Here is a 20,407-nt window from a genome sequence, read left to right as displayed (position 1 = left end):
GCCCCCCGCGACCTGGAGGACGCATGAACCTCGGCCCGCTCGAGATCGGCCTGATCATCCTGGCCGTGCTGCTGCTGTTCGGCTACAAGAAGCTCCCCGACGCCTCGCGCTCGCTGGGCCGCTCGCTGCGCATCTTCAAGGGCGAGATGAAGGGCATGAAGGACGACGACCGCGCCGCGTCCGCGCCGTCGCCGGCCGCGCTCGACGCGGCCGACCGGGACCGGCGCGCCCAGCTCGAGGCCGAGGCGGCCGCCGCCGAGGCCCGCGCCGCCGAGCTGCGGGCGCGCGCCGCACAGCCCGGCGCCGCCGACGCGCGCTGACCGCTGCCAAGGGCAGGAACGTGAGCGGTCCCTCCCTGCGCCGCCGCCGGCGGCGGGCCCCGCGGGACCCCGAGGCGACGATGACCCTCGTCGCGCACCTCACCGAGCTGCGCAACCGCGTCGCCAAGGCCCTGCTGGCGCTCGCGCTGGGCACGGTCGCCGGCTTCCTCTGGTACGACCACGGGCTGCTGACCTTCCTCAGCGAGCCCTACTGCTCGCTGCCGGCCGACCTGCGCTTCCAGGGCGACGAGAGCTGCTCGCTGGTGGTCCTCGACGTCTTCGGCGGCGTGCTGCTGCGGCTGAAGATCGGCCTGATCGCCGGGGCGGTGCTGTCCAGCCCGTTCTGGCTCTACCAGCTGTGGGCGTTCATCACCCCCGGGCTCAAGCGCAACGAGAAGCGCTACGCGATCACCTTCGTCGCCGTCTCCACGACGCTGTTCGCCCTGGGCGCGGTGCTGGCCTACGTCACTCTCTACAAGGGCCTGGAGCTGCTGCTGGAGCTCGCCGGTGACGAGGTGGCCTTCCAGCTCACCGCGCCGGACTACCTGGGCTTCGTGATCAGCCTGCTGGTCGCCTTCGGGCTGAGCTTCGAGCTGCCGCTGATCGCGGTGGCGCTGAACCTGGTCGGCGTCCTCTCGCACGCCGTGCTGGCGCGCAGCCGGCGGTGGATCTTCTTCCTGACCATCGTGTTCGCCGCGTTCGTCACGCCCACCCAGGACCCGTTCACCATGCTGGCCATGGCGCTGCCGATGGTGGTGCTGTTCGAGCTGGCCATCCAGGTCGCCCGGCTCGTGGACCGGCGGCGGGCCCGCCGGGAGGCCGTGCAGCACTTCCACGACGTGCCCGACGACGAGGCCTCCCCGCTGGACGCGCGGCCCTCCGACCTCGACGCCGGCCCCACCCGGCGCGAGGACCTGCTGCCCGGCGCCCCGGCGGACACCTACCGCGGCTGAGCCGCCCGGGGCCCGGCCGCCGCCAGGGCCTCGACCAGGACCGCCCGCGGGGGCGCCGGCGGGGGGCCGCCGTCGCCGGGGGCGGGGCGTCCGGGCCGCCAGCCGCGGGCGAGCAGCCCGGCCACCCGCGGGTGCACCGCGGCCAGCGCCGCCGGCGGGTCGACCAGCTGGGCGTGCCGCAGCACGGCCCGGCCGACCTCCGGGTCGGCGCCGGCGGCGGCGAACACCAGCCAGCCCGGCAGCGGCGCACCGTCGCCGGCGGGTCCGGACGGCGGGCCGGCGCCCCACCCGGCGCCGTCGCGGGCGGCCCGCCACATCCGGGCGCGGGCGAGGTCGGTGCGGCAGCCGTCGTCGAACCACTCGCGCAGCTCGCCCTGCACCCAGGCGTCCACCTGCGCGCGCCAGGAGCGGGCGTCCCCGGGCGCGGCGGCGACGGCCCCGGCCAGGCGCAGCGCGTGCGCCACCGCCAGCGCCGAGCCGCGGCCGAAGTGCGGGTTGCTGGTGCTGACGGCGTCGGCCAGCGGGTGCAGCCCGAGCGGCGCGTCGTCGGTGAGCACCCGGAAGGTGCTGCGCAGGCCGCCCATGACCCGCACCGGCGACACCGGGACGGCGCGGGCGGGGTCGGTCCACCGCGCGGCCAGCGGCACCGCCCGGGTGACCGCCTCGAAGCCGGGCAGCTCCTGGGAGCGGGCCAGCTGCGGGTCGTCGGGCAGCCGGGTCAGGCAGACGGTGAACGTGCCGGCGTCGTGCGGGAAGACGAGCACCGCGTACCCGTCGCCCTCGGCCACCGAGACCACGCCCCGCTCGACCGGCGCGAACCCCGCGCCGGGCAGCAGCCGGTAGCGGCGGGAGACGTACACCTCGTCGGCCGGCACGTCGACGGTGTCGCCGACCCACGGCCGCGACAGCCGCCCGCGGCGGCCGGTGGCGTCGACGACCAGGTCGGCGGGGAGCACGCCGCCGCCGGCCAGCCGGACGCCGGAGACCGCGCCGCCGGCCACCTCCACCCGCTCGGCCCCGGCGCGCCACCGGGTGACGCCCGGCTCGGCGTCGGCGGTGCGCTGCAGCACCCACTCCAGCGTGCTGCGCCGGCACCACAGGGCGGTGAGCCCGTCGGGCAGCCGCACCGGCTCGGCGCCGTGCGCGACCAGCGCGTCGAGCACGTCGGGCAGGCCGGCGGCGAGCTCGGCGTGCAGCCGGGCGAGGAAGGCGTGCGGCTGGTGGAACTGCGCTACCCCGCGGCGCGGCCAGTCCGCGGCGGCGCCGACGTCGCCGGGCGGCTGCGCGCCGTCCCGGTCCACCAGCTGCACCCGGTGGCCCTGGCGGGCCAGCGTGACCGCTGCGGTCAGGCCCGAGATCCCGGCCCCTGCGACGACGACCTGCACGGCGACCTCCGCACGACTCGACGGGGCCAGCGGGGTCGTCCGCGGGAAGGTGTTGCTGGGCAACCGACTGGCGGCGTCATCGAGCCACCGGCGGCGCGGCCGTGTCAAGGTCACCAGGGGCCGGACCCGACCTCCGACCAGGCCGGTCTCCACCGCAGGGAGGGTGCGGCGGCCCCGGGGACGCCGCCGGGCCGTAGCGTGGGCCGCCGCTCGCCGGAGGTCCAGGGGAGGAGACCGGGTGGACGTCGCCGTCCTCGTCAGCGCCGCCGCCGGGCGGGGCCGCGCCCGCACCGTGTCCGCCGCCGCGCTCGACGCGCTGCGCCGGGGCGGGCTCACCCCGACGGTGCTCGCGGCCGGCACCCGCGCCGAGGCGGAGCGGGCCGCGGCCGGCGCGGTGGCGGCCGGCGCCGGCGCCGTCGTGGCGATCGGCGGGGACGGCGCCGTGCACGCCGCGCTGCAGGCGGTCGCCGGCACCGGCACGCCGCTGGCCGTCGTCCCGGCCGGGACCGGCAACGACCTGGCGCTCGCCCTCGGCGTGCCGCCCGAGCCGGTGGCCGCGGCCACCGCGGCCGCCGGCGACCTGCGCTCGGGCGCCGTGCGGTCCCTGGACGCCGGCCGCACCGCCGGGCGCTGGTGGGCCACCGTGCTGTGCTGTGGCTTCGACTCGGCGGTCACCGACCGGGCCAACCGGCTGCGCTGGCCGCGCGGGCCGCGCCGCTACGACGTCGCGATCCTCGCCGAGCTGGCCCGGCTGCGGCCCCGCGAGGTCACCCTGACCCTCGACGGGGAGGCCCGGACGCTGCCGGTCACGCTGGTCGCCGTCGGCAACACCGCCTGGTACGGCGGCGGCATGCGGGTCTGCCCGGCCGCCGACCCCGCCGACGGCCGGCTCGACGTCACCGTGGTGGGGCCCGTGTCCCGCCGGGAGCTGGTGCGCACCCGGCCGCGGCTGACCGAGGGCACGCACGTCGACCACCCCGCCGTCACCGTGCACCGCGCCGCGCGGGTGGAGCTCGCCGGCACGGGACTGACCACCTGCGCCGACGGCGAGCCGGTGGCGGCGCTGCCGGTGCGCGCCGAGGCGGTGCCCGGCGCGCTGCGGATCGTGGGCTCCGGGCGGCCCGCATGAGCGGGCGGCCGCCCTGCCGGGCTCCTGGCTCCACGGCGAGGTGCTGAGGCGCGGCCGTCCTCACCCTCCGTGGCCGGGGTCTCCGGATCTCCGGGGTTATATACCGAGGATCTTGACGCTGGGTGACACCACCCGCCCTCGACCCGCCGCGAGGACGCGGTGGCCGAGCCGCCGCCACACGGCTCCGCACCGCCGGTTCGACCGTTATCCCCAACTTATCGGCCACTCGGTCGGTGCGGCCGGCCCCGGGGGAGGAGCGGCGACGCGGGGAGACCCCGTCCGGGCTGAGCGCCGTCCGGGAAGCGCCTAACGTGGGGGCATGTCCAGCCCCGCCGAGCGGTACGCGGCTGCCCGGCGGCGCAGCGCGCACCCCACCCTCGCCGACTTCACCGCCGAGCTCGGCTTCTCCCTGGACCCGTTCCAGGTGGAGGCCTGCGAGGCGCTCGACGAGGGCGCCGGGGTGCTGGTGTGCGCGCCCACCGGGGCCGGCAAGACCGTCGTCGGCGAGTTCGCCGTGCACAAGGCGCTGGCCGAGGGGCGCAAGGCCTTCTACACGACGCCGATCAAGGCGCTGTCCAACCAGAAGTACAACGACCTGGTCGACCGCTACGGCGAGGCGAAGGTCGGGCTGCTCACCGGGGACAACGCGATCAACGGCGACGCGCCCGTGGTGGTGATGACCACCGAGGTGCTGCGCAACATGCTCTACGCCGAGTCCCCGGCCATCGCCGGCCTCGGCTACGTGGTCATGGACGAGGTGCACTACCTCGCCGACCGCTTCCGCGGCGCCGTGTGGGAGGAGGTGATCATCCACCTCCCGGCGTCGGTCACCCTGGTGTCGCTGTCGGCGACGGTGAGCAACGCCGAGGAGTTCGCCGACTGGCTGGTCACCGTCCGCGGGCACACCCGGGTCGTCGTCAGCGAGGTCCGGCCGATCCCGCTGTGGCAGCACATGCTGGTCGGCAACCGGGTGTTCGACCTGTTCAGCCTGCGGCCCGCGGCGCACGCCGCCGAGCAGGGGGACGACCCGCGCGGGCAGTCGACCCGCGACCGGGGCGCCAGCGTCGTCGACCCCGAGCTGGTCCGGTACGTGCGCGAGCACGAGCGGCGGCTGGACACCTGGGGCGGCGGCAACGGCGGCTCCCGCCGGGACCGGGACTGGCACAAGCCGCGGTACCGGCCGCCGGCCCGCCCGGAGGTGGTGGAGCGGCTCGACCGCGCCGGGCTGCTGCCCGCCATCACCTTCGTGTTCAGCCGCAACGGCTGCGACCAGGCGGTGCACCAGTGCCTGATGGCCGGGCTGCGGCTCACCGACGAGGCCGAGCGCGCCGAGATCGCCCGGATCGTCGACGAGCGCACCGGCAGCCTGCCCGACGAGGACCTGCACGTCCTCGGCTTCTGGGAGTGGCGCGAGGGCCTGCTCGCCGGGCTCGCCGCCCACCACGCGGGCCTGGTGCCGGCGTTCAAGGAGACCGTCGAGGAGTGCTTCGTCCGCGGTCTGGTCAAGGCCGTGTTCGCCACCGAGACCCTGGCGCTGGGCATCAACATGCCCGCCCGCACCGTCGTGCTCGAGCGGCTGGTCAAGTGGAACGGCGAGGCGCACGTCGACGTCACGCCGGGGGAGTACACCCAGCTCACCGGGCGGGCCGGGCGGCGCGGCATCGACGTCGAGGGGCACGCCGTCGTCGTCTGGGCGCCGGGCATGGACCCCTCCGTCGTCGCCGGGCTGGCCAGCACCCGCACCTATCCGCTGCGGTCGTCGTTCCGGCCCAGCTACAACATGGCGGTCAACCTGGTCGGCTCCTACGGCCGGGCCCGCGCCCGCGAGCTGCTGGCCTCCTCCTTCGCCCAGTTCCAGGCCGACCGCTCGGTCGTCGGCCTGGCCCGGCAGGCCGCCCGCTCCGAGCGGGACGCGGAGAAGTTCGCCGCCGAGATGGCCAGCGAGGGCGGCGACGTGCTCGCCTACGCCCGGCTGCGGCGGGAGATCGCCGACCGGGAGAAGGAGCTGTCCCGCGACTCGCAGGCCAAGCGGCGCACGGAGGCCGCCGACGCGCTGGCCGCGCTGCGCCCGGGCGACGTCATCCGGGTGCCCTCGGGCCGCCGGCAGGGTCTGGCCGTCGTCCTCGACCCCGGCGTCACCGACCTGTCCGACCCCCGCCCGCTGGTGCTCACCGAGGACAAGTGGGCCGGCCGGCTGGCCAGCGTGGACTTCCCGACGCCGGTCAGCGCGCTGGCCCGGGTGCGGGTGCCGAAGAACTTCAACCACCGCAGCCCGCACGCCCGCCGCGACCTGGCCTCCACGCTGCGCACCGCGCGGCTGGAGAACGACCTCGGCGCCCGGCGGGTCAAGCAGCGCTCGGCCGCCGCCGACGACCCGGTGCTGCACGACCTGCGCCGCGCGGTGCGCAACCACCCGGTGCACGCGCTGCCCGACCGGGAGGAGCGGGTGCGCTTCGCCGAGCGCTACCTGCGCGCGGTCGCCGACGCCGAGGCCACCCACCGGAAGATGGCCGAGCGCACCGGCTCGCTGACCCGGCAGTTCGACCGCACCTGCGACGTCCTCGAGGAGCTGGGCTACCTGGTGCCCGAGGCGGTGCCGCTGGTGCCGGCCGACACCGAGGAGCCCACCCCCGTCGACGACGTCCCGCGGGTCACCGAGGAGGGCCGGCGGCTGGCGCGGATCTGGTCGGAGGCCGACCTGCTCGTCGCCGAGTGCCTGCGCGCCGGCGCGTGGCGCGGGCTCACCCCGGCGGAGCTGGCCGCGGCGGTGTCCACGCTGGTGTTCGAGGCCCGGCGGGAGATGCCCGGCCAGCCGGCGGTGCCCGCGGGGAAGGTGGCCGGGGCGATCGCCGAGATGCGCCGGATCCGCGCGCGGCTGCAGGACGTCGAGCTCGACCGGGGCCTGCCCGCCAGCCGCGACCTGGACCTCGGCTTCGCCTGGGCGGCCTACCGCTGGGCCGACGGGCAGGCGCTGGACCGGGTGCTGGCCGGCGCCGAGCAGGCGGGCACCGAGCTGTCCGGCGGCGACTTCGTCCGCTGGGCGCGGCAGCTGGTGGACCTGCTCGACCAGCTGGCGAAGGTCGCCGACGGGGCCGTGGCCGGCGTCGCGCGGGCCGCGGTGGGGCTGGTGCGGCGCGGGGTGGTCGCGGTCGCGGTCAGCGGCTGAGGCCGCCGCCCGGCCGCCGCTGACCCGGGCGGGCGACCGCGTCGCGGACGGGCTGCCGGAGGGCCCCCGTGGTGCACAATCTCCCCCGCTCCGGTGACGGACGGTCATCGGAGCGCGGAACACGACACGGCCCCCGCGGGGCCGCACCGAACGGGAGCGACGATGACCAACCCACCGCAGGGTGGCCAGCCGGGGCAGTACGGGCAGCCGGGGCAGTACGGCCAGCAGCCGGGACAGCCGGGCCCGTACGGGCAGCCGGGGCAGTACGGCCAGCCGGGTGGGCAGTACGGGCAGCCCGCCGCCCCGCCGGGGCAGTACGGCCAGCAGCCGGGACAGCCGGGCCCCTACGGGCAGCCCGGCCAGTACGGCCAGCCGGGCCAGTACGGGCAGCCCGGCTACGGCCAGCCGGGCCAGCCGCAGCCCGGCGGCTACGGGCAGCCGGGGCAGTACGGGCAGCAGCCCGGCCAGTTCGGCCAGCCCGGCGGCTACGGCCAGCCCGGACTCGGGCAGCAGCCGAGGAAGTCCCGGACCGGGCTGGTCATCGGCCTGGTCGCGCTCGCCGTCGTGCTGATCGCCGCGGCGATCGTCCTGCCGATCGTGCTGGGCAAGGACGTGCTCGACGGCGCGCAGGCCGAGAGCGACATCGCGCAGCAGTTCGAGGAGACCTTCGGCGTCGCGATCGACGTCTCCTGCGACGACGAGATGGTCGTGGAGGACGGCGCCACCTACGAGTGCACCGGCACCACCGACGACGGCGAGGACGTGACCCTGCAGGTCGCCATCACCGACGCGGACGCGGCCGCCTACACCTGGGAGGTCGCCTCCTGAGGCCCCGCGGCTGACCTCCGGCCGGCGTCCTCCTCAGTCGAGGGCGTCGGCCGGCCAGCCCAGGGCGGCGCCCAGCCGGCCGAGCGAGGACCGCAGCCCGTGCGCGTCGGCCAGCGCGGCCAGCGCCGCGGCGTCGGCCGGCCGGGACGGCAGCGCCCCCTCCACCGGCGGCAGGTCGACGTCGCGGGCCACGGCCACCACCACCGGCGCGGCGTCCAGGTACTCCCCGCCGGCGTGCAGCTTCGCCAGCACGCCGCGCGTGAGCGGCGCCTTCGGCACCGCGGTGCGCGCCGCGGCCGCGCGGATGCCGGCCAGGTCGCCGAACTCGGTGACCAGCGCCGCCGCCGTCTTCGCGCCGATGCCCGCCACGCCGGGCAGGCCGTCGCTGGGGTCCCCGCGCAGCACCGCGAAGTCGGCGTAGGCCCGCCCGGGGATGCCGTACTTCGCCGCCACCGCCGCCTCGTCGACCACCTCGATGTCGGCGATGCCGCGCGCGGTGTACAGCACCCGGACGCCGCGGGCGTCGTCGACCAGCTGGAACAGGTCCCGGTCGCCGGTGACGACGTCCACCGGCCCGCGCGCCCGGGTGGCCAGCGTGCCGATCACGTCGTCGGCCTCGTAGCCCGGCGCGCCGACCCGGGGGATGCCCGCCGCGGCCAGCACGTCCACCAGCACCGGCACCTGCGGGGACAGCTCGTCGGGCGTCTCCTCCCCGCCGTCGGGCGAGAGCCGGTGCGCCTTGTACGACGGCAGCGCCTCGACCCGGAACGCCGGGCGCCAGTCGTCGTCCCAGCAGGCGACCAGCCGGGTCGGGGCGTGGGCGGTGAGCAGCCGGGCGGTCATGTCCAGGAACCCGCGGACGGCGTTGACCGGGCGGCCGTCGGGCGAGGTCACGCTGGTCGGGACGCCGTAGAAGGCCCGGAAGTAGAGGCTCGCGGCGTCGAGCAGCATCGTGGTCACGGGCGGACCGTAGCCGCCGGGGACGACGGGCCGGGGAAACCGGCGCGGGCCCGGCCCGGCCGCGGGGTTAGTGTCCGGGCGTGGCAAGCAGCACGGGGGCCCTCGTCAGCATCGACCGCGTGCACGCCGCACGCGCCGTCGCCGGGGAGCTCGGCGTCGACGTCCTGGTCCTCACCCCGGGCTCGGACCTGCGCTACCTGTCCGGCTACCACGCCCACGCGATGGAGCGGCTGACCGCGCTGGTGGTCCCCCGCCGCGGGGAGCCGCTGCTGGTCGTCCCGCGGCTGGAGGCGCCGATGGTCGACGCCTCGCCGGCCGGCGCCCTCGGCCTGGACGTGCACGCCTGGGACGAGACCGACGACCCGTTCGCCGTCGTCGCCCGGGAGGTGACCGCCCGGCTGGGCGCCGCCCCCACCCGGGTCGCGGTGGGGGCGCGCACCTGGGCCGAGCACGCCCTCGGCGTGCACCGGGCGCTGCCCGGCTCGACCCTGGAACTGGCCACCCCGGTGCTGGACCGGCTGCGGATGGTCAAGAGCCCGGCCGAGGTGGAGGAGCTGGCCCGCGCCGGCGCCGCCATCGACCGGGTGCACGCCCGGATGGGCGAGTGGCTGCGGGTCGGGCGCACCGAGGCCGCGGTCGGCGCGGACGTCGCCGCGGCGATCCTGGCGGAGGGGCACGTGGGCGTGGACTTCACCATCGTCGGCTCCGGCCCCAACGGCGCCAGCCCGCACCACGAGCTCTCCGACCGGGTGGTGCAGGCCGGCGACCTGGTCGTCGTCGACATCGGCGGGGAGACCGCCACCGGCTACCGGTCGGACTGCACCCGCACCTACGTCGTCGGCGGCGAGCCCGGCCCCGAGGTGGCCGAGTGGTACGCGGTCCTCGAGGAGGCGCAGCAGGCCGCCGTCGCCGCCGTCCGGCCGGGGGTGACCGCCGAGCAGGTCGACGCCGCCGCCCGCGACCGGATCGCCGCCGCCGGGTGGGGGGAGCACTTCATCCACCGCACCGGGCACGGCATCGGCCTGGACACGCACGAGGCGCCCTACATCGTCGCGGGCAACGACCTGCCGCTGGAGGCCGGGATGGCGTTCTCCGTGGAGCCGGGCATCTACCTGGCCGGCCGCTGCGGCGCGCGGATCGAGGACATCGTGGTCTGCACCGACGACGGCGTCCGCACGCTGAACGAGGGCACCCGTGAGCTCGTCGTCCTCCCCGGCTGACCCGCCCTCCGACGTCGACCGGGCGCTGCTGGCCGCCCTGGTGCGGGACGGGCGGGCCAGCTACACCGAGCTCGCCGAGCGGGTCGGGCTGTCGGTGTCGGCGGTGCACCAGCGGGTGCGCCGGCTCGAGCAGCGCGGGCTGATCACCGGGTACCGGGCGCGGATCGACGCGCGCCAGGTGGGCCTGGGGCTGACCGCGTTCGTCTCGATCACCCCGCTGGACCAGGCCCAGGCCGACGACGCCCCGGCCAAGCTCACCCACCTCGACGCGATCGAGGCCTGCTACTCGGTCGCGGGCATCGAGAGCTACCTGCTCAAGGTGCGGGTGGCCTCGCCCGAGGCGCTGGAGGCGCTGCTGCGCGAGATCCGCACGACGGCGAACGTCAGCACCCGCACCACCGTCGTGCTGTCCACCTTCTACGAGGACCGTCCGCCCGTCTGAGCCCGGAGGACCGGCGTGCCCGACGCCCTGGCCCGCGGGGTGGGGGACCACCTGCCCGGCACGCTGCTGGCGCTGCTCGCGGCGACGCTGTTCGGGCTGGGCTCGGTGCTGCAGCACGAGGCGGCGGTCCGCGCCACCACCGGCGGGCGGCTGCGGATGCGGGAGATGGTGCGCCAGCGCACCTGGCTGCTCGGCCAGGCGGCCACCACCAGCGGCACCGTCGCCCAGGTGGCGGCGCTGGCCCTGGCGCCCGTGGCGATCGTGCAGCCGCTGCTGGCCGGCGCGCTGGTGGCGGCGCTGGCGGTGCGCACCGTCCGCACCGGGCACCCGCCGTCCCGGACCGAGTGGGCCGGCGCCGCGCTCACCGTGGGCGGGCTCGTGGTCTTCGTGGTGGCCGCCCGCCCGGGCCGGGGCTCCGGGGACCCGCCGCCGGCCGCGGCCGCCGTGGTCGCCGTCGTGCTGGTGGTGCTGGCGGTCGCGCTCACCGCCCGGCTGCGCGGCGGCAGCGGCGCGGCGCTGGCCTGCGGGGTCACCGGGGGCCTGGCCGCCGGGGTGGCCGCGGTGCTGGTCTCGGCCGGGCTCGCGGTGCTCGCGACCGACGGGGTGGCCGGCGCGCTCGCCCGGCCCGAGCCGTGGGGCGCGGTGGTGGCCTCGGTGGCCTCCCAGGTGGGCGCGCAGCAGGCCTACGGCCGCGGTTCGCTGTCCTGGTCGCTGCCCGCGCTGGTGGTGTTCGACCCGCTGGCGGCGGTGCCGTCGGCCCGGGTGCTGCTCGGGGAGCACCTGGAGCCCGGGCACGCGGCGGTGTGGGGGCCGGCCGCGCTGGTCGCCGTCGTCGGGGTGGTCCTGCTCACCCGCAGCAGCGGGCCGCCGCGGGAGGCACCCGTCGTCGGGGCGTGACCGCGCCCGCCGTTCGACCGTTATCCCCAACTATGCGAGCAACCCACCGGTGGACCCGCTGCGGAGGTGGGAAACCGCGGGGACGGCGGTGCGACTGGACAACGCCTCGAACACGTGTTCGCATCGGGTGGTGAGGTGGGACGCCCGGCGCCTCGACGCCGACGACGAGACGCTGCTGCCGGGCATGCCGAGCCTGCGCGGGCTGCTGCGCAGCGTGGAGGTGCCCGAGTTCCCGGGTGTGACGATGCACGAGGTGCTGTGCCGGTCGGCCCTCAACGCGGTGCCGGAGGGTTCGCGGGTGCCGTTCTCCTACACGATCAACCCGTACCGGGGCTGCCTCCACCAGTGCGTGTACTGCCTGGCCGGGGACACGCGGATCCTCATGGCCGACGGCAGCCAGCGGGCCCTCGCCGACCTCCGGGTCGGGGACCGGGTGGTCGGCACCGAGCGACGGGGCACCTACCGGCACTACGTGGAGACCGAGGTCCTCGCTCACTGGAGCACGGTCAAGCCGGCCCACCGGGTCACCCTGGCCGACGGCACGACGCTCGTGGCCAGTGGCGACCACCGCTTCCTCAGCAGCCGCGGGTGGAAGTACGTCAGGGGGACGACCTCGGGCGGGGGGCGCCGGCCGCACCTCACCACGAACGACGAGCTGCTCGGCTTCGGTCGTACCGGAGTGGCACCGGTCGCCTGTGCCGAGTACCGGCGGGGCTATCTCACCGGCATGATCCGCGGGGACGGGCACCTGCGCGTCCACCGCTACCAGCGGCCCGGGCGGAAGCACGGCGACCAGCACCGGTTCCGCCTGGCGCTGGTCGACGACGAGGGTCTCGACCGCACCCAGGTGTTCCTCGCGGAGGAGGGCGTCCGCACGGACCGTTTCCAGTTCTCGGCCGCCCAGGGGGAGCGCCGGGCCATCCGAGCGATCCGCACGTCCTCCGCGGCCGCCGTCGCGCGGATCACCGACCTGGTGGAGTGGCCCCGGGAGCCGGGTCCGGCGTGGCAGCGCGGCTTCCTCGCCGGCATCTTCGAAGCGGAGGGCAGCCGCGCCGGGGGCGTCCTCCGGGTGGCGAACACCGACCCGGAGATCCTCGACCGCACGCGGTCGGCTCTGTGGGCCTTCGGCTTCGACGCGGTGCTCGAGGACCGGCAGCAGGCCAACGGCCTCGCCACCGTCCGGGTGCGCGGCGGCGTGCGCGAGCACATGCGGTTCGTGCACCTGGTCGCACCCGCCATCCGCCGGAAGTGCGGGTTGGTGGGCACCGCGGTGGAGAGCGACGCGGACCTGCGCGTGGTGGACCTGCAGGCGCTCGGGCTCGAGATGCCGATGTTCGACATCACCACCGGCACCGGGGACTTCGTCGCCAACGGGGTGATCAGCCACAACTGCTTCGCCCGCTCGACGCACGAGTGGCTGGACCTGGACGCCGGCCGCGACTTCGACACCCAGATCGTCGTCAAGACCAACCTCGTCGAGGTGCTGCGCCGCGAGCTCGCCCGGCCGTCCTGGAAGCGCGAGCACGTGGCGCTGGGCACCAACACCGACCCCTACCAGCGGGCCGAGGGCCGGTACCGGCTGATGCCCGGCGTCATCCGCGCGCTGGCCGACTCCGGCACGCCGTTCTCGATCCTCACCAAGGGCACGCTGGCCCTCCGCGACCTGCCGCTGCTCGCCGACGCCGCCCGCGACGTCCCGGTGGGCTTCGGCGTCTCGATGGCCATCTGGGACGACGACCTGCACGCGAGCCTCGAGCCGGGGGTCCCCTCGCCGCGGGCCCGGCTGGACCTGGTGCGGGCGGTCACCGACGCCGGGCTGCCGTGCGGGGTGTTCCTCGCCCCGGTGCTGCCGGGGCTCACCGACCGCCTGGCCGACCTCGACGCCGCCCTCGGGGCGATCGCCGCCGCCGGCGCCACCGGGGTGACCGTGGTGCCGCTGCACCTGCGCCCCGGCGCCCGCGAGTGGTTCTCCGCCTGGCTGGCGCGCGAGCACCCCTCCCTGGTGGGGCGCTACCGGCAGCTCTACCGCGGCGGCGCGTACGTGCCGCCCGAGTACCGGGCCTGGCTGGCCGGCCGGGTCGCGCCGCTGCTGCGCCGGCACGGCCTCGACGGCCGGTCCGGCGGCGCGGCCCGGGGGGCCGAGGCGCCCTCCGGCGTCCCCGGGGACGACGAGGCCGCCTTCCCCGCGGGCAGCCTGCCACCGGCCCGCGACCCCGTCGCCCCGCGCGGCCGGGCGACCCGGGCGCGGCGGTCCCGGGACGACGCCGTGCCGGGTCAGCTGGCGCTGATCTAGAAATGGCCAGGCAAGCCTTCCCTGACCATTGGGTGCCGCAACGAAATGGCACAGGGAAGGGCAGCCTTCCCTGGGCGCAAGCGGCTGACGTGCAGGTTCTCAGGTGAGGCTCACCTGAGGAAATGGTCGGGAAGCGACACGCGGAATGCATTCCGGGGTCGAACCCGGCGCCATTCTGCGGCACACTGGGGCCGGCCGATCCGTCCGAGCCCGGAGGACCAGAGATGACCGCCGTCGTGCCCCCCGTCGCCGAGTGCACCGTCACCGGCTGCTCCTACAACGACCACGAGCACGGCTGCCACGCCTTCGCGATCACCGTGAGCAGCCACAACGGCAGTGCCGACTGCGGCACCTTCATCCCGCTCACCGTCCGCGGCGGTCTGCCTCGGGCCGAGGCGCTGGTGGGTGCGTGCCAGCGGACCGACTGCGTGCACAACGACGCCCTCGAGTGCCGCGCCGAGGGCATCCGGGTGGGCTTCGACCACGACACCGCCACCTGCATGACCTACTCGCCGGCCTGACGGGACCCGCGGTATCTCTGCACGACGACGGCCCGGGCCTCCGCCCGGGCCGTCGTGGCGTTCGAGGAGTGCCGCTCAGGCGGGGGGTGGAGCCGCGGCCTTGTTCGCGCGGGCGGCCCGCTCGGCCCGGACCGCGCCCCGGGCGGCCACCGGCTCGGCGCCGGCGGCCAGGGCCAGCCGGCGGTAGGAGTCGTAGGACAGCGTCTCGTAGACGGCGGCCAGCGCCTCGGCCCGCTGGCGGCGCGCGCCGGTCGTGGTGGCGCGCAGGTACAGCGCGGTGCGCACGGCGTGCTTGGCGAACGTCACCTGCAGCGCCTGGCTGGACAGCCGGCCGCCCACGTGGGAGGCGAAGCCCGGGCCGCGGCGCAGTGCGGGCAGCACCCACGGGCTGTCGGCCAGTGCGGGGAAGCGGTTGCGCACCGCCTCCCAGGCGTGCCACGCGGTCAGCGCCCCGGGGACCGACCACTCGCCGTCCTCGGTGCGCACCACCAGACGCCGGGCGGTGGCGTGCACCTGGTCGCGGCGCAGGTCGCGGAAGGTGCCCACCGGGGCCGGCCAGCGCAGCGCGATCGCGCACCACACGACCGTGCGCAGGTGCTCGGGCTCCTCGCTGCGCACCTCGGTGAGCGGCCGCAGGTCCAGCGTCCGCGGATCGGGCTCCGGCGTCGGGGGCACCGGCAGGGGCACCCCGCCGTACCGGGCCACCTTGCTGTACAGGGTGACGGTGGCGGGCTTCCAGCCGCGGGCCGCCGCGACGTCGTCCATCCCGCCCTCGGCCAGTTCGTCGGGGCCGAGGCCGAGCTCGAGGGCGGCGTCGATCAGCCGGCGCCACTGCACCGCGTAGCCCTCCGGCGGCTCCAGCTGGGCCCAGGCCTGCGCCGCGGGCGGTGACGGCATCTCCGGGAGCGGCCCCTGCCAGCCCTTCGCCATGCCCCCACCATACCCGTTATCCCCAACAACTCACACGACTTTTCAGGAAAGCGTCGAACCCGGCGACGACGCCGGGAAGGGTGCTCCCGGACCGGTCGGGCGAGCCCGTCGAGGGACCGTCGTCCGGGGAACTCGCGCTCGGGACAGGCCGTCCGCGGCGGCACCGCGGAGCGGGCGCGCGGGCGGGGGAGCGCCCACCCGCCCGCCTCCCGGGAGGGGCGCCGTTCCGTCACGGACCGGCCGGGGGAGCCCTCACGCGTCCCCGGCGGTCGGCAGCTGCGACCGCACGTCGCCCTTGAGCACCTTGCCCACCTCGGAGCGCGGCAGGTCGGCCCAGACGAGGACGTCCTCGGGCGCCTTGACGCCGCCGATGCGGGCGCGGACGAACGCGCGGACGTCGGCGGGGTCCAGCGCCTCCCCGGCCCGCGGAGGGACGACGGCGACCACCGGCTCGCCCCACTTCTCGTCGGGCACGCCGACCACCGCGCAGTCCTGCACCGCCGGGTGGGCCAGGACCGCCTGCTCGACCTCGGCCGAGTACACGTTGAAGCCGCCGCTGATGATCATGTCCTTGGCGCGGTCGACGAGGTACAGCCAGCCGTCGGCGTCGAGGTAGCCGACGTCGCCGGTGTGGTGCCAGCCGAACCGGCTCGCCTCGGCGGTGGCCTGCGGGTCCCGGTGGTAGCCGTCCATGACCAGCGAGCCGCGGACGACGACCTCGCCGCGCTCGCCGGCGGGGAGCAGCCGCCCGTCGTCGGCCATGACCGTCACGGTGGTGAGCGGGGTGGGCCGACCGGCGGAGGCGAACCGCTCCTGGGCGGGGGAGCCGTCGGGGTGCTCGGCCGGCGCCATCGTGGAGATCATCATCGGCGCCTCGGACTGGCCGTCCAGCTGCCCGAGGACGGAGCCGATGCGCCGGATCGCCTCCTCGAGGCCCTGGGTTCGGTCATGCGGGGATCGCGCCCGAACCGGGTGGCCGGTGCCCGCCCTGCGGCGGCGTCGCCCCGCCCCCAGGATGTGCCGGTGCGCACGGTGGGTGTGGAGGAGGAGCTGCTGGTCGTCGACCCCTCGGGGACGCCGGTGCCGCGCGGTCCCGAGGCGCTGGCGGTGGCCGCCCGCCGCGGGGAGGGGGAGACCCCGGAGCAGCACGAGAGCGCGGCGCAGGGGGACGACGGCGGCTCCCCGGGGCACCTGGTGCCCGAGCTCAAGCGGGAGCAGGTGGAGCTGGGCACCCGGGTGTGCACCGGGCTGGCCGAGGTGGAGCGGGAGCTGCGGTACTGGCGCGGGCGCGCCGACGCCGCCGCCCGGGTGGTCGGGACGCGGGTGGCGGCGCTGGCCACCTCGCCGGTCGGCGTCGCGCCGGAGACGACGCCCGGCGAGCGCTACGCGGCGATGACCGACACCTTCGGCCTGATCGCCCGCGACCAGCTCACCTGCGGCTGCCACGTGCACGTGTCGGTGGACGGCGACGAGGAGGGCGTTGCGGTCCTCGACCGGATCCGGGTGTGGCTGCCCGTGCTCACCGCGCTGACCGCCAACTCGCCGTTCTGGCTGGGCGCCGACTCCGGGTACGCCAGCTTCCGGTCCCAGGCGTGGAACCGCTGGCCCTCGTCGGGCCCCACCGAGCCGTTCGGGGACCCGGCGACCTACCACCGGGTGGTCGCCGACCTGGTCGCGACCCGCACGATCGTCGACGCCGGGATGGTCTACTTCGACGCCCGGCTGTCGCGGACCTGGCCCACGGTCGAGGTGCGCTGCGCCGACGTCGCGCTGCGGGTCGAGGACGCGGTGACCCACGCCGGGCTGGTGCGCGCGCTGGTGGACACCGCCGCCCGCGAGTGGCGCGCGGGCGTCCCCGCGCCGCGGGTGCGCACCGAGCTGCTGCGGGTGGCCGCCTGGCGGGCCGGGCGCTCGGGCACCACCGGCGACCTGGTGCACCCGCGCACCGGGGCGCCGGCGCCGGCCGCCGCGGTGGTCGCGGCGCTGCTGGAGCACGTCGGCCCGGCGCTGGACGCCGCCGGCGACCGGCAGCGGGTCGCCGACGGCGTGGCGGCGGTGCTGGAGCGCGGCACCGGCGCGGACCTGCAGCGCCGCGTGCACGCCGGCACGGGGGACCTGACCGCCGTCGTCCGCGCGGCGGTGCAGCTCACGACCGGGAGGTGAGCTGCCAGGGAGGGCGGATATCGTCCCGCCATGTACACCGCGAGCTGGCACGACGTCGTGCGGCGCGACCTGTTCGGCCCGGCCCCCGACCGCCGGGACCGTCCCTACCGGTTCATCGTGCGGCTGGCGCTGGTGGTCTTCCGGCTGCTGCGGCTGCAGTTCGACGTGCGCGGCTCCGAGCACGTGCCGACGTCGGGCGGCGCGGTGGTCTGCAGCAACCACGTCAGCTTCCTGGACTTCACCTTCCTCGGCCTGGCCGCGCTGCCGCGGCACCGGCTGGTCCGGTTCATGGCCAAGGCCTCGGTGTTCGCGCACTGGTTCGCCGGGCCGTTCATGCGGGCCATGCGGCACATCCCGGTGGACCGCAAGGCCGGCGCGGCCGCGTTCGACGCCGCGGTGCGGGCGCTCAAGGACGGCGAGGTCGTCGGCGTCTTCCCCGAGGCGACGATCAGCCAGAGCTTCACCGTCAAGGACCTCAAGGCCGGCGCCGCCCGGATGGCCATCGACGCCGGCGTGCCGATCGTCCCGGCCGCGGTGTGGGGCGGGCACCGGGTGGCCACCAAGAAGCGCCCCGTGGACCTCACCCGCGGCCGCGCGGTGACCGTGCTGCTCGGCGAGCCCGTCGTCCCCCTGCCCGGCGAGCAGCCCGCCGAGCTGCTGGCCCGCACCCGCGCGGCGATGGAGGCGCTGCTCGACGAGGCGCAGCGCACCTATCCGCAGCAGCCCGCGGGCCCCGAGGACCTGTGGTGGGTGCCGGCGCACCTGGGCGGGACCGCGCCCACCCTGGAGGAGGCCACGGCCCGCGACGCGCAGGACGCCGCCGGGCACCGGGTCAAGGCGCGGACCTCGCGCCGCGCGCGGCTGGCCCGCCGCCTCCGCCGCCGCCGCTAGCTACTCCACCACCACCGGCGCCATCAGCCGGAACGCCTCCAGCTCGACGTCGTACCAGCGGCGCAGCCGGCCCAGCGGCTCCATGCCCAGGCGCCGGCACACCGCCAGCGAGGCGTCGTTGCCGGGCCGCACGACGGCGTAGACCTCCGGCACCCCCGCGCCGAAGGCGTGGTCGACCACCGCCCGCGCGGCCTCGGTGGCGTAGCCGTGGCCCCAGCAGTCCGGGTGCAGGTGCCAGCCCACCTCGACCTCCCCGACGCCGTCGGGCAGCGGCTTGAGCAGCACGGTGCCGGCCACCACCGGCCGCGGCCCGCGCACCTCCACCGCCCAGCAGCCGTGCACCGGGTCCGCGCGCCGGATCTCCGCCCACCGGGCCACCAGCTCCACCGGCCCCACCGACGGCGGGCCGCCCAGCCAGCGGGTGACCTCCTCGCGCCGGTAGATGTCGGTGAGCCGGGCCAGGTCGGCGCGGCCGGTGGTCCACGGGCGCAGCCGCAGCCGCTCGGTGAGCAGCTCCCCGTCGGGCACCGTCATCGCGACTGCCTACCCGGCGCGCCCCGCGCTACCCGCGGACCCGGCGCCGGAGCGGCCCGGGCGCGCCGTCATGCTCAGGGGCCGTGACGTCCCCGACCGACCTGCTGCTCACCGACGTGACCGTCGGCGACCGTCCCGGCCGCGCCGTGCACGTCGTCGACGGGCGGATCGCCTGGACCGGCGCGGCCGCCGACGCGCCGCGGGCCGGCCGGGTGCTGGCCGGGGAGGGCGCGCTGCTCACCCCGGCGTTCGTGGACGCGCACGTGCACGCGACCGCGACCGGCCTGGCGCTCACCGGTCTCGACCTCCACTCGAGGTCGAGCCTCGCCGCGGCGGTGGCCGCGGTCGCCGGCGCGGTGCGCGGCGCGCCCCCGGGCATCCTGCTGGGCACCGGCTGGGACGAGACCGGCTGGCCCGAGGGCCGCGGGCTCACCCGCGCCGACCTCGACGCCGTCGTCGGGGACCGGCCGGCCTACCTGGCCCGCGTCGACGTGCACTCCGCGACCGTCTCCACCGCGCTGCTCGACCGCGTGCCCGGCGTGCGGGACCTGCCCGGCTTCTCGCCCGACGGGCAGCTGCGGCTGGACGCCCACCACGCCGCCCGGCAGGCCGCCTACGGGGCGGTGACGGCGCCGCAGCGGGCCACCGCGCAGGCCGCGACGCTCGCCGAGGCGGCGCGGCTGGGCATCGGCAGCCTGCACGAGATGGCCGGGCCCGAGGTGTCGAGTGCCGCGGACCTGCGTGCGCTGCTGGACCTGGCCCGGCAGCGGCCGGGGCCGCGGGTGACCGGCTACTGGGGGGAGCTGGCCGAGCGCGGCGGGCTGGACCTGGTGCGCGAGCTGGACCTGGCCGGCGCGGGCGGGGACCTGTTCTGCGACGGCGCGTTCGGTTCGCACACCGCCGCGCTGCACGCCCCCTACGCCGACCGGCCGGGCACCGCCGGGGCGCTGCGGTTCGACACCGCCTCCCTGGTCGACCACGTGCGCGCCTGCACCGCCGCCGGGATCCAGGCCGGCTTCCACTGCATCGGCGACGCCGCCGTCGACCAGGTGCTGGACGCGGTCGGGACGGTGGTGGCCGAGCTCGGGGCGCCGGCCGTGCGGGCCTGCCGGCACCGGCTGGAGCACGTGGAGATGGCGGGCCCGGAGGCGGTCGAGCGGATGCGGGCGTGGGGGATGGTGGCCAGCGTCCAGCCCGCCTTCGACGCCGCCTGGGGCGGCCCGGGGGGCATGTACGCCGAGCGGCTGGGCGCCGGGCGGGCCGCCGGGTGCAACCCGTTCGCCGACCTCGCCGACGCCGGGGTCGCCCTGGCGCTGGGCAGCGACGCCCCGGTGACGCCGATGGACCCCTGGGGCGGCGTGCACGCGGCCGTCGACCACCGCACCGCCGGCGCCGGGCTGCGCCCCTTCGACGCCTTCGACGCGGCCACCCACGGCGGCTGGCACGCCGTCCGCGCCGAGACCGCCGCCGGGCCACTGGCGCCCGGCGCGCCCGCCGACCTCGCGCTGTGGGCCACCGACGCCGGCCTGTCGGCGGTGCTCGACCGGCGGGACCGGCCGGCCTGCCGGCGGCTGCTGGTGGCGGGGCGGCCGCTGCCGTCGCTGTAACCACCCGGTGCGGGGACGGCACGGACGGGGGACCCCGCGCAGGTCGCGTCCCGGAGCCGGGGGTGCGGGGTGGGATGCTCGTGGGTGGACCACGACCGTGGTCCGCGCGCCGTCCACTCGCGGGCGGCGTGCAGCCGGACGCCCGGGCGCTGCCCGCGGCTGGACGTC

Annotated in this window: 18 protein-coding genes; 13 read left to right on the top strand and 5 right to left on the bottom strand. The window is 77.2% G+C overall.

Going from position 1 to position 20,407, the window contains the following annotated elements; translation table 11 throughout:
• The first annotated feature begins 23 nt into the window (after positions 1–23).
• Together tatA and tatC are read left to right on the top strand one after the other, a co-directional pair.
• The gene (gene tatA / locus ACI79B_RS19555; protein WP_456929667.1) at positions 24–320 is read left to right on the top strand and encodes a Sec-independent protein translocase subunit TatA; all 297 of its coding nucleotides are present in this window, start codon (positions 24–26) and stop codon (positions 318–320) included.
• Positions 321–340: 20 nt separating this feature from the next.
• Positions 341–1,273, top strand: a complete 933-nt coding sequence (gene tatC / locus ACI79B_RS19550) for a twin-arginine translocase subunit TatC (RefSeq protein ID WP_456929666.1) — start codon at positions 341–343, stop codon at positions 1,271–1,273.
• Here the strand turns inward: tatC and ACI79B_RS19545 are convergent.
• A complete protein-coding gene (locus ACI79B_RS19545; RefSeq protein ID WP_456929665.1) occupies positions 1,261–2,658 on the bottom strand; it encodes an FAD-dependent oxidoreductase in 1,398 nt (465 codons plus the stop codon). The genes tatC and ACI79B_RS19545 overlap by 13 nt on opposite strands.
• A gap of 238 nt (positions 2,659–2,896) precedes the next feature.
• On the opposite strand from ACI79B_RS19545, the gene ACI79B_RS19540 reads away from it, so the two are divergent.
• From ACI79B_RS19540 to ACI79B_RS19530, 3 genes are all read left to right on the top strand, one after another.
• Complete coding sequence (locus ACI79B_RS19540) at positions 2,897–3,787, top strand: diacylglycerol/lipid kinase family protein (RefSeq protein WP_456929664.1); 891 nt, start codon at positions 2,897–2,899, stop codon at positions 3,785–3,787.
• Positions 3,788–4,106: 319 nt separating this feature from the next.
• Complete coding sequence (locus ACI79B_RS19535; protein ID WP_456929663.1) at positions 4,107–6,953, top strand: DEAD/DEAH box helicase; 2,847 nt, start codon at positions 4,107–4,109, stop codon at positions 6,951–6,953.
• Between the two features lie 162 nt (positions 6,954–7,115).
• On the top strand, positions 7,116–7,781 hold the full coding sequence (locus tag ACI79B_RS19530; protein ID WP_456929662.1) for a DUF4333 domain-containing protein: 666 nt from the start codon (positions 7,116–7,118) through the stop codon (positions 7,779–7,781).
• Positions 7,782–7,814: 33 nt separating this feature from the next.
• Here the strand turns inward: ACI79B_RS19530 and ACI79B_RS19525 are convergent, their stop codons facing one another.
• Entirely contained in the window at positions 7,815–8,732 is a 918-nt protein-coding gene (locus tag ACI79B_RS19525) for a 5'-3' exonuclease (protein ID WP_456929683.1), read from the bottom strand.
• Positions 8,733–8,821: 89 nt separating this feature from the next.
• Between ACI79B_RS19525 and ACI79B_RS19520 the strand changes: the two genes are divergently transcribed.
• The 5 genes from ACI79B_RS19520 (at position 8,822) to ACI79B_RS19500 (ending at position 14,114) form a co-directional block, all read left to right on the top strand.
• Positions 8,822–9,961, top strand: a complete 1,140-nt coding sequence (locus ACI79B_RS19520) for a M24 family metallopeptidase (protein WP_456929661.1) — start codon at positions 8,822–8,824, stop codon at positions 9,959–9,961.
• Positions 9,936–10,403 carry an Lrp/AsnC family transcriptional regulator gene (locus tag ACI79B_RS19515; protein ID WP_456929660.1) on the top strand — a complete coding sequence of 156 codons (468 nt, stop codon included), beginning with the start codon at positions 9,936–9,938 and terminating at the stop codon, positions 10,401–10,403. The genes ACI79B_RS19520 and ACI79B_RS19515 overlap by 26 nt, the downstream gene beginning before the upstream one ends.
• Before the next feature lie 15 nt (positions 10,404–10,418).
• Positions 10,419–11,300, top strand: a complete 882-nt coding sequence (locus tag ACI79B_RS19510; RefSeq protein WP_456929659.1) for a DMT family transporter — start codon at positions 10,419–10,421, stop codon at positions 11,298–11,300.
• A gap of 130 nt (positions 11,301–11,430) precedes the next feature.
• A complete protein-coding gene (locus ACI79B_RS19505; RefSeq protein WP_456929658.1) occupies positions 11,431–13,593 on the top strand; it encodes an intein-containing Rv2578c family radical SAM protein in 2,163 nt (720 codons plus the stop codon).
• Positions 13,594–13,817: 224 nt separating this feature from the next.
• Positions 13,818–14,114, top strand: a complete 297-nt coding sequence (locus ACI79B_RS19500) for a DUF1540 domain-containing protein (protein ID WP_456929657.1) — start codon at positions 13,818–13,820, stop codon at positions 14,112–14,114.
• A gap of 75 nt (positions 14,115–14,189) precedes the next feature.
• Here ACI79B_RS19500 and ACI79B_RS19495 read toward each other — a convergent pair whose 3' ends face one another.
• Both ACI79B_RS19495 and ACI79B_RS19490 read right to left on the bottom strand, forming a co-directional pair.
• Positions 14,190–15,044: a hypothetical protein gene (locus tag ACI79B_RS19495; protein ID WP_456929656.1), complete on the bottom strand. Its 855-nt coding sequence runs from the start codon at positions 15,042–15,044 to the stop codon at positions 14,190–14,192.
• Positions 15,045–15,296: 252 nt separating this feature from the next.
• Positions 15,297–16,193, bottom strand: a complete 897-nt coding sequence (locus tag ACI79B_RS19490; RefSeq protein ID WP_456929655.1) for an AMP-binding enzyme — start codon at positions 16,191–16,193, stop codon at positions 15,297–15,299.
• Here ACI79B_RS19490 and ACI79B_RS19485 point away from each other — a divergent pair.
• Positions 16,077–17,207 carry a carboxylate-amine ligase gene (locus ACI79B_RS19485; RefSeq protein ID WP_456929682.1) on the top strand — a complete coding sequence of 377 codons (1,131 nt, stop codon included), beginning with the start codon at positions 16,077–16,079 and terminating at the stop codon, positions 17,205–17,207. The genes ACI79B_RS19490 and ACI79B_RS19485 overlap by 117 nt on opposite strands.
• A 30-nt stretch (positions 17,208–17,237) precedes the next feature.
• Positions 17,238–18,098: a lysophospholipid acyltransferase family protein gene (locus ACI79B_RS19480; RefSeq protein ID WP_456929654.1), complete on the top strand. Its 861-nt coding sequence runs from the start codon at positions 17,238–17,240 to the stop codon at positions 18,096–18,098.
• On the opposite strand, the gene ACI79B_RS19475 is transcribed toward ACI79B_RS19480, so the two are convergent.
• Entirely contained in the window at positions 18,099–18,632 is a 534-nt protein-coding gene (locus ACI79B_RS19475; RefSeq protein ID WP_456929653.1) for a GNAT family N-acetyltransferase, read from the bottom strand. It lies immediately after the preceding gene.
• 83 nt (positions 18,633–18,715) lie between these two features.
• Between ACI79B_RS19475 and ACI79B_RS19470 the strand changes: the two genes are divergently transcribed.
• Positions 18,716–20,239, top strand: coding sequence for an amidohydrolase (locus tag ACI79B_RS19470; protein WP_456929652.1), 1,524 nt, complete (start codon positions 18,716–18,718; stop codon positions 20,237–20,239).
• Positions 20,240–20,407 lie beyond the last annotated feature (168 nt).

Source organism: Geodermatophilus sp. SYSU D00879 (assembly GCF_054050375.1).
This window is presented reverse-complemented; position numbering and strand designations above follow the sequence as displayed.